The organism is Geobacillus proteiniphilus (assembly GCF_001908025.1).
GTDB lineage: Bacteria > Bacillota > Bacilli > Bacillales > Anoxybacillaceae > Geobacillus > Geobacillus proteiniphilus.
This window is the reverse complement of the sequence record NZ_MQMG01000178.1, coordinates 1-235: the sequence shown is the minus strand read 5'-3', so window position 1 is coordinate 235 and position 235 is coordinate 1. Positions and strand designations below refer to the sequence as shown.

The window sequence follows — 235 nt, the reverse complement described above, 5'->3', positions numbered from 1 at the left end:
TTTTCCCGGCATCCTGCCACCACCGCCAGACAGGTTTCCAATTGGATTTCCCACAGACAAACACCGCAGCCGCCGCGTAGAACACTGCCAATGCGGCACCGCCAAAGCTGTCTTGGATGTACATTGTCAAGTCGTTGGCCCCAGCCCAATACGGAATTGTTTTTAGGGCTAAACCAAGGCATATCGCCCACCTTATCAGGCGGCGCAGCTTGGCGGGCGAGTGACGGTCGGGTTC

Annotated in this window: 1 protein-coding gene; it reads right to left on the bottom strand. The window is 57.0% G+C overall.

Translation table 11 applies throughout. The annotated features are described in order from the left end of the window. Positions 1-235 (bottom strand): DUF418 domain-containing protein (locus BRO54_RS19070; RefSeq protein WP_139268132.1); only part of this gene is annotated, 235 nt, incomplete at both ends.